A 7741-nucleotide genomic window follows, 5' to 3' on the forward strand; every position below is an offset into this window, starting at 1 on the left:
TCACGTTGCAGCGGCCGATCGGACGAACGCGGCGCGTTCAAGCGGTTCGACATGATCCAGTCCTTCGGTCCGCTTGTGCTGGGCGCGCACCAGGCGTTCCATCGTCCGCAACGATTTCTCGCCGAGTTGCAGGGCGGTGTCGACCCAGACTTCCACCACCTGGGTCAGCTCCGTCAGCGTGACCGGCTGACAGATCTCGCGGACTCGATTCATCGCCGACCTCGCGTGGCTGATCCGCTGGCTGCGCTTGATGAAGTCGTGGACGGCACTTTCCCCGTCTCCGCGTGGAACGAGGACGTCGACCACGCCCATTTTGTGCAACACATCGGTGGAGTAGACATTTCCATTGAGCATCATCTCTTCCGCGAGTTTTGGCGGTACGCGCTTGCAGAGAAAGGAATAGGCGCCCATGCCGGGGAACAGGTCGAACAGAACCTCAGGCAGCCCCATGCCTACGCCGCTTTCCGCGATGATGGTCTGGCACGACAGAGCGCATTCGAACCCGCCGCCCAGTGCATCGCCTTGTACCAGCGCAATGGTGTGGATGTCGTCATTGAGATGATTGTGGAAGCCATAGGCCACTTCGACGCACTGGCGCGCGTAGGCCATCAGCAACTGGCGGTCCTGCGCCCGGATGAGCCGACAGAACAGCTCGAGGTCACCGCCGAGATTGAACACATCGGCGTCCGATGCGACGACGAGGTGGCGAAGTGGCGGTGCATCCACGGAGCGAAGCGGGCGGCGCAGCGTTTCGGAGACTTGCGCCTGGTATTGACGCAACTCCTTCAGAAGGTAGGTGGAGAAGCACGGGCGATAGCCGCGCGTCTGCGAGGCTTGTTTGCGGTGCATGTAACACCAGTGGGTGCCGGTTGCGGCATCTTCCATTGCGCGTAGCAGCTTGAAATCCGGGTCGCGGTGCGACAGTTCGACGGCGGTCATGGCTTTACCCCTTTGTTGTGCCCGCTCGCCGATCGCTGGCCGAGCGGAGGACGCTCTGCATCCGAAAAACCCGGAATGGGACGATCACCCAAAGTTTATCGCAACAATCCCTCAACATTGACAAATCGTGTCACATGTGAATATTGGACATACTATGATTCGGGGTTGCCTTGATGGCACTTTCCGGGGGGCGGGGGAAGGAATTGGACAGCAAGAGACAGGAAAACGCCGGGCTCCGACCTGCGCGCATGGCGATCCGCTCTGCCGTGTTCATCAGCAGCGGCAAGAATGCGTGGAGCGGCGAAATTCTGGATATTTCGGCCACCGGCGTTCTTGTCGGCCGACCCGAAAACTGGAACGGACTGACTGGCGAGCTCTTTTCGCTGGACATGCTGATCGGCGAATCGCTCAACATCCACGTCGAGGCACGTCTTGCGCGCATCAATGACGAAGAACTCGGCTTCGCCTATGCGCGCATACCGGAAAACAAGGAGATTCCGTTGTGGAATCTGCTCGGAGGCTACGCCGACCGGCTCGAACCGTATTCCGCCTGACCTGACGGCAGGCGTCACGAGGTTTCACGACCGTTCGATCAGTGGGGCGTGGCAGGAATGGACGCGGCGTCGCGCAGCTCACGGCGCAGGATCTTTCCGACATTGGTTTTCGGCAGGGAGTCCCGGAATTCGATGTAACGCGGCAGTTTGTAGCCGGTCAGGTTGGCCTTGCAGTGGGCACGGATCACCTCTTCTGTGAGGGTCGCGTCCTTCTTGACGATGACGAGCTTCACCGCTTCGCCCGACTTTTCGTCGTGCACGCCGACCGCGGCGACCTCGAGAATCCCGGGCAGCAACGCAACCACATCCTCGATCTCGTTCGGATACACGTTGAAGCCGGACACCAGGATCATGTCCTTCTTGCGATCCACGATGTAGACGAATCCCTTTTCGTCGATGCGAGCGATATCGCCGGTTCGCAGCCAGCCGTTGAACATGACCTTCGCCGTTTCTTCGGGACGGTTCCAGTAGCCCTTCATCACCTGCGGCCCGCGGACACAAAGCTCACCCACCGCATCGCCCTCCAGTATCTGCCCGTCATCATCCTGGATGCTCACGTCGGTGGACGAAATGGGCAGTCCGATCGAGCCGGTGTACTCGGTGATATCGAGTGGGCTGATGCAGACGGCAGGACAGGTTTCGGTGAGCCCGTATGCCTCGGCGAGGGCGTGACCCGTCACTTTCTTCCAGCGGTCCGCGACCGCGCGCTGCACCGCCATGCCGCCACCGAGCGTGAGGCGCAGGTTGGAAAAATCCACCTGGTCGAAACCGGGCGTGTTGAGCAGGCCGGCAAACAACGTGTTCACACCGGTGATGGAGGAAAACCCGATCGAGCGAATCGCCTTCACGAAGCCAGGCATGTCGCGCGGATTGGTGATCAGGTGGTTGAAGCCGCCGATACGCGCAAACGTGAGGAAATTGGCGGTCAGCGCGAAGATATGGTAGAGCGGCAATGCCGTGACGACCACTTCCTCGCCTTCGCGCGTGTTCGGACTGATCCACGCATACGCCTGCAGCATGTTGGACACCATGTTGCGATGGGTGAGCATGGCGCCCTTTGCGACGCCCGTGGTTCCGCCGGTGTACTGGAGGAACGCGAGGTCGTCGGGTCCGATGTCGATCTTGCCGAGTCTGGATCTGCTGCCGCGACTCATCGCGTCGTTGAAGCGGATCGCAGCGGGAATCGAGTAGGCGGGCACGAGCTTCTTCACGTACCGGACCACGAAGTTGGTGATGATCGACTTCGGAAACCCGAGCATGTCGCCAAGGCCTGTACAGATCACGTGCCTGCATGCTGTTCCGGCGAGTACTTCCGAGACAGTCCTGGCAAAATTGTCGAGCACGATGATCGCGCTCGCTCCCGAATCGTCGAGCTGGTGCTTGAGCTCGCGCGGCGTGTACATCGGATTCGTATTGACAATCGTGAGTCCCGCTCGCAGCGCCGCCATGATCACGACGGGGTACTGGAGCACGTTCGGCAGCATGATCGCGATGCGATCGCCCTTGGCGAGCTTGAGGTCGTTGGCCAGGAACGCGGCAAACGTCGAGCTGAGCCGGTCCAGATCGCCGTAGGTGATGCTCCGCCCCATGTTGGTGAAGGCCGGTCGATGCCGGAAACGATCGCAGCATTCCTCCAGCAGCGCGGCGACAGAGCGGTACTGCTCCGGATCGATCTCGGCGGGAATGCCGGGCGGATAGCTGCTCAGCCACGGCCGTGATTGCGTCGTCATGCGTTATTCCCCAGTGTCGATCGCGCTAGTGTAGTGAGGTCGTTCCGGACGATCCGCTCAGCAGGCGTTCGCGCACGTCGCTGATCGATCGATTGCATCACACCGCTGGAACCAGCGGCAAGCCGCAATGCAAGGTAGGCGGGAAAGGAGAAGACCGTATGGTACGAATGATTGCGACGGTACTGGCAGCACTTTGTGTGACCGCGTGTTCTCGCCCACCCGATGCGGAAGCGATCAGACTGACGATCGCCCGGATCGGCGCGGCAGCGGAAAACCATCGCGCCACCGATCTCATGGCTCACGTCAGCGACGACTTCAGTGGCAACGACGGCGAAACCGACCGGGCACAGCTCGAAACGATCGTGCGCGCTCAACTGCTCGCGTCGCGCAGTCTCAACGTGCACCTCGGGAGCGTCAGCGTCGAGATGCTCGGTGACCGTGCGGTCGCCCGGTTCGACGTGACGGTGACCGACACCAGTGGACGCTGGTTCGAAAATCGCGAGACGACGCTCGCTTTCGACACCGGCTGGCGTCGCGAGCGCGGAGCATGGAGATGCTACAACGCGCGTTGGCAGCGGTCTCCGTAGATCGCGCGCGCAACTGCGAGATCACGAAACGGCGCGCGTTGCGTGCCGTTTCGTGCCGATCGACTGAGACGCCGCGGTTCAGGCCGATTTTTTCGCGGCCAGCTGGCGAAGCACGTATTGCAGAATGCCGCCGTGCCGGAAGAACTCGCGTTCCTTCGGCGTGAGCAGCAGCACCTTGACCTTGAAGGTCTTTCGGCTCCCGTCCGGACCAATCGCACCGACGTCCGCTTCCTTCGACTCGCCCCCCAAAAGGCCGGTGATGTCGAAGGTTTCCTTGCCAGTCAGACCAAGGGTCTGCGCGTTCTGCCCGTCCATGAACTGGCACGGGAGCACGCCCATGCCGACCAGATTGGAACGGTGGATGCGTTCGAAGCTTTCGGCGATCACTGCCTTGACTCCGAGCAGAAGCGTGCCCTTCGCGGCCCAGTCGCGTGACGAGCCGGTCCCGTACTCCTTTCCGGCAAAAACGACCAGCGGGGTCTTCGTGGCCTTGTACTGCATTGCGGCGTCGTAGATTGACAGCTGCTCGCCGCTCGGCACGTGCAGCGTGTATCCCCCCTCGACACCGTCGAGCATCAGGTTGCGGATGCGGATGTTGGCGAACGTCCCGCGAACCATGACGTCATCGTTGCCACGACGGGAGCCGTAGGAGTTGAAATCCTTCGGATCGACACCGCGCGACATCAGGAAACTGCCCGCAGGACTGTCCTTCTTGATCGAACCGGCCGGCGAAATGTGGTCGGTGGTGATCGAGTCACCGAACAGCCCCAGTACGCGCGCGCCGTGGATGTCATCGATGGTGCCGGCTTGCGCACTCATGCCTTCGAAGTAGGGCGGATTCTTGATGTAGGTCGAGTCGTCCCACTTGAACAACGCGCCATCCGGTGAGGCGATCTGGTTCCAGCGACTGTCGCCCTTGAAGACGTCGGCGTAGTTTTTCTCGAACATCGCAGGGTTGATTGCGCCGGCGATCGTATCGGACACTTCCTTGTTGGTTGGCCAGATCTCCTTCAGATAGACGGGCTGGCCGTCGCTTCCGGTACCGAGGGCATCCTTCGTCAGGTCGATGTCCAGCGTGCCCGCCAGCGCATACGCCACAACCAGCGGAGGCGACGCGAGGTAGTTCATTTTCACTTCCGGATGCACGCGGCCTTCGAAATTGCGATTGCCTGACAGCACCGACGCCACGGCGAGGTCACCCTCGCTGATGGCACGGCTGATTTCGCCGGGCAATGGTCCGGAATTGCCGATGCACGTGGTGCAACCGTAGCCGACCACGTAGAAGCCGACTTTTTCCAGTTCCTTCAGCAATCCCGTCTTTTCAAGATAGTCGGTGACGACCAGCGAACCCGGTCCAAGCGACGGCTTCACCCACGGCTGCGAGGTCAATCCTCGCGCAGCCGCTTTTTTCGCCAGCAGGCCGGCGGCCAGCATCACGGCTGGATTGGAGGTGTTCGTGCACGATGTGATCGCCGCGATCACCACTGAACCATCGCCGAGGCTGAACGTCTCGCCGTTGCGCTCCACACGAACGCTGCCATTGACCAGCGTATTGGCGAGATTGCCGACAGCGGTCGCGCCGCCTTCATTGGCAAAGCTGGCGGTGTCTTCATCGCGCGGTTTGCGGTTCGCCGTCAACGGCCCGACCGCGTCGAGGAAACTCTTCTGCACATCTTCGAGCAACACGCGGTCCTGCGGTCGTTTGGGACCAGCCATCGAGGGACGTACGTCGCCGAGATCGAGTTCCAGTGTCGTCGTGAATGTCGGTTCGACAGAATCGTCATCGAGCCACATGCCCTGCGCCCTTGCGTAGGCCTCGACCAGCGCGACGTGTCCCGCGTCGCGTCCAGAAAGGCGCAAATAGGCGAGCGCCTCCGCATCGACGGGGAAGATGCCGCAGGTTGCGCCATACTCGGGCGCCATGTTGGCAATGGTTGCTCGGTCGGCCAGCGGCAGATGCCTGAGGCCGCTTCCGAAGAACTCGACGAACTTGCCCACGACGCCGAGCTTGCGCAGCATCTGCGTCACCGTCAGCACCAGATCGGTCGCAGTCACGCCTTCGCCAAGCTTGCCGCTCAGGCGGAAGCCGACCACCTGTGGAATCAGCATCGATGACGGCTGACCGAGCATCGCGGCTTCCGCTTCGATGCCGCCGACGCCCCAGCCCAGCACGCCGAGGCCGTTGATCATCGTCGTGTGCGAATCGGTACCGAATACGGTGTCCGGATAGGCCCAGCTTTCGCCGTCCTTTTCCGCCGTGAACACCACTCGGGCAAGGTGTTCCAGATTGACCTGATGGACGATGCCGGTGCGCGGCGGCACGACCTTGAAGTTGTTGAACGCCTTCTGGCCCCAGCGCAGGAATGAGTACCGCTCCTGGTTGCGCTCGAACTCGATCTCGACGTTTTGCTCCAGCGCCGACGACGAACCAAACGCATCGACCTGCACCGAATGGTCGATGACCAGTTCGGCCGGCGCGAGCGGGTTGATCTGGGTCGCGTCGCCGCCGAGTTTGACGACCGCGTCGCGCATCGCTGCCAGATCCACCACGCAGGGAACGCCTGTAAAGTCCTGCAGCACGACGCGCGCCGGCATGAAGGAAATTTCGGTGTCGGGCTCCGCGGTCGGACTCCAGTTCGCCACCGCCTCGATTTCCTTCGACGTCACATTGACGCCGTCTTCATGGCGCAACAGGTTCTCGAGAAGAATTTTCATCGAATAAGGCAGGCGCTTGAGGTCGAAGCGCTGGCCGAGCTTTTCAAGGCTCGCAAAACGATAGCGCTTGCCGTTCACCTCGAAGGTGTCCCGGGTCGAAAACGAGTCGGTCATGTGGAGCTCCTGGCTTGCTGGCGGTGCTCGCGGGGAATTGCGGCGATGCGCAGCGGCGCGATCCCGATGGGACCGGATATGGGTCCACCATTATCGCTCAACTGCATGCCGCACTGCGACATTGCGCTTGAGCGCGCCCGTGTCAGCCCCGATCGAGGGTGCTGCGCGTGAGCAGGCCGCGCGCGAGCATCGCGTATTCGCGACGGCGCAGCAGCAGTCGAAGTTGGCTTCCGCCGACCTGGCGCCACAGCACGGCCGCGCGAACAGCCGCGAGCAGTTGCGCGCGGATCTGTTCGACCAGCTGCGCATTGGACAGATTGACCGGATTTCCGTGGACGATCACTCGAGGACGAAGCTGCGAAAGCGTGTCGACGTACAGCTCCGCAAGGCGGGCCTGCACGGTCGCGTGGGCAAGGCCGAAATGATCCACCTGCCTCTGCACCCGTTCGATGCCGGTGCGCAATGCGTCGAGCATGCGCGGGTTGCGCGATAGACGCCGTTCCAGCCGCAGAACACCAAGAACGAGACGCGTCAGAGGAAGGTCGCGCTCCTTGCTGTCGAATTGGCTGAGCAGGGTCTCCAGCCCGAATCGCGTGCCCGCGACGCCGCCGAAAACGGCTGCAGCGCTGTCGGCGTCGATCCGGAAGACGCTGGCCAGGCTCGTCTCTGCGGCGACCGCGTCCGATTTTCCGTGGGTCGCGATTTCGCTTACGACGCGGCACGCCTGCAGCACGCCAGCAAGGGCAATGACACGGGACTCACGCATGGGCGTGACCCAGGGCGGTGACGTCCGGGCCACCGAACGGTGCGTCGCTCCAATCGATGACTGCGCCACCCAGGCAGACGTCGCCGTCGTAGAACACCACCGACTGCCCTGGGGTGACGGCGCGTTGCGCATCGTCGAAGTGGACGCGGCAGGTGTCGCCGTCCACGTCGACCCGGCACGGCTGGCCTGGCTGCCGATAGCGGGTCATCGCCGCACAGCGAAAGGACGCAGCGGGCGCGGTTTCATCGATCCAGCGAAGCCCGCTTGCTCCAAGCGTGCGCGAGCTCAGCCAGTGGCTTGCATTGCCTTGCGCGACATACAGCACGTTGGTCGAAA

7 protein-coding genes are annotated in these 7741 nt (G+C 62.1%); 2 read left to right on the forward strand and 5 right to left on the reverse strand.

The features are described 5' to 3' along the window. Positions 1-939 (reverse strand): crotonase/enoyl-CoA hydratase family protein, encoded by a 939-nt coding sequence (locus tag ABIV12_RS10170; RefSeq protein WP_348058866.1) that lies wholly within the window; start codon positions 937-939, stop codon positions 1-3. A gap of 248 nt (positions 940-1187) precedes the next feature. Here ABIV12_RS10170 and ABIV12_RS10175 point away from each other — a divergent pair, with 248 nt between their 5' ends. After that, complete coding sequence (locus tag ABIV12_RS10175) at positions 1188-1493, forward strand: PilZ domain-containing protein (RefSeq protein ID WP_348058868.1); 306 nt, start codon at positions 1188-1190, stop codon at positions 1491-1493. 38 nt (positions 1494-1531) lie between these two features. Here the strand turns inward: ABIV12_RS10175 and ABIV12_RS10180 are convergent, their stop codons facing one another. After that, positions 1532-3223 carry an AMP-binding protein gene (locus tag ABIV12_RS10180; protein ID WP_348058870.1) on the reverse strand — a complete coding sequence of 564 codons (1692 nt, stop codon included), beginning with the start codon at positions 3221-3223 and terminating at the stop codon, positions 1532-1534. Between the two features lie 158 nt (positions 3224-3381). Between ABIV12_RS10180 and ABIV12_RS10185 the strand changes: the two genes are divergently transcribed. Next, a complete protein-coding gene (locus ABIV12_RS10185) occupies positions 3382-3810 on the forward strand; it encodes a hypothetical protein (protein ID WP_348058872.1) in 429 nt (142 codons plus the stop codon). A 78-nt stretch (positions 3811-3888) separates the two neighbouring features. On the opposite strand, the gene acnA is transcribed toward ABIV12_RS10185, so the two are convergent. The 3 genes from acnA to ABIV12_RS10200 all read right to left on the reverse strand — a co-directional run. Then, positions 3889-6639 carry an aconitate hydratase AcnA gene (gene acnA / locus ABIV12_RS10190; protein WP_348058874.1) on the reverse strand — a complete coding sequence of 917 codons (2751 nt, stop codon included), beginning with the start codon at positions 6637-6639 and terminating at the stop codon, positions 3889-3891. Between the two features lie 142 nt (positions 6640-6781). Continuing rightward, a complete protein-coding gene (hflD, locus tag ABIV12_RS10195) occupies positions 6782-7405 on the reverse strand; it encodes a high frequency lysogenization protein HflD (protein ID WP_348058876.1) in 624 nt (207 codons plus the stop codon). Beyond that, positions 7398-7741, reverse strand: a 344-nt coding sequence (locus ABIV12_RS10200; RefSeq protein ID WP_348058877.1) for an aminomethyltransferase beta-barrel domain-containing protein, incomplete at its 5' end; no start/stop codon positions are given. The genes ABIV12_RS10200 and hflD, both read right to left, overlap by 8 nt.

The organism is Dokdonella sp., assembly GCF_039926425.1.
Lineage (GTDB): Bacteria > Pseudomonadota > Gammaproteobacteria > Xanthomonadales > Rhodanobacteraceae > Dokdonella_A.

Bases quoted from the DNA above. Each gene is read 5' to 3' on its own strand.
- ABIV12_RS10180 (WP_348058870.1), bottom strand. From the start codon at position 3,223: ATGACGACGCAATCACGGCCGTGGCTGAGCAGCTATCCGCCCGGCATT.
- ABIV12_RS10185 (WP_348058872.1), top strand. From the start codon at position 3,382: ATGGTACGAATGATTGCGACGGTACTGGCAGCACTTTGTGTGACCGCG.
- ABIV12_RS10175 (WP_348058868.1), top strand. From the start codon at position 1,188: ATGGCGATCCGCTCTGCCGTGTTCATCAGCAGCGGCAAGAATGCGTGG.
- ABIV12_RS10170 (WP_348058866.1), bottom strand. From the start codon at position 939: ATGACCGCCGTCGAACTGTCGCACCGCGACCCGGATTTCAAGCTGCTA.
- hflD (WP_348058876.1), bottom strand. From the start codon at position 7,405: ATGCGTGAGTCCCGTGTCATTGCCCTTGCTGGCGTGCTGCAGGCGTGC.
- acnA (WP_348058874.1), bottom strand. From the start codon at position 6,639: ATGACCGACTCGTTTTCGACCCGGGACACCTTCGAGGTGAACGGCAAG.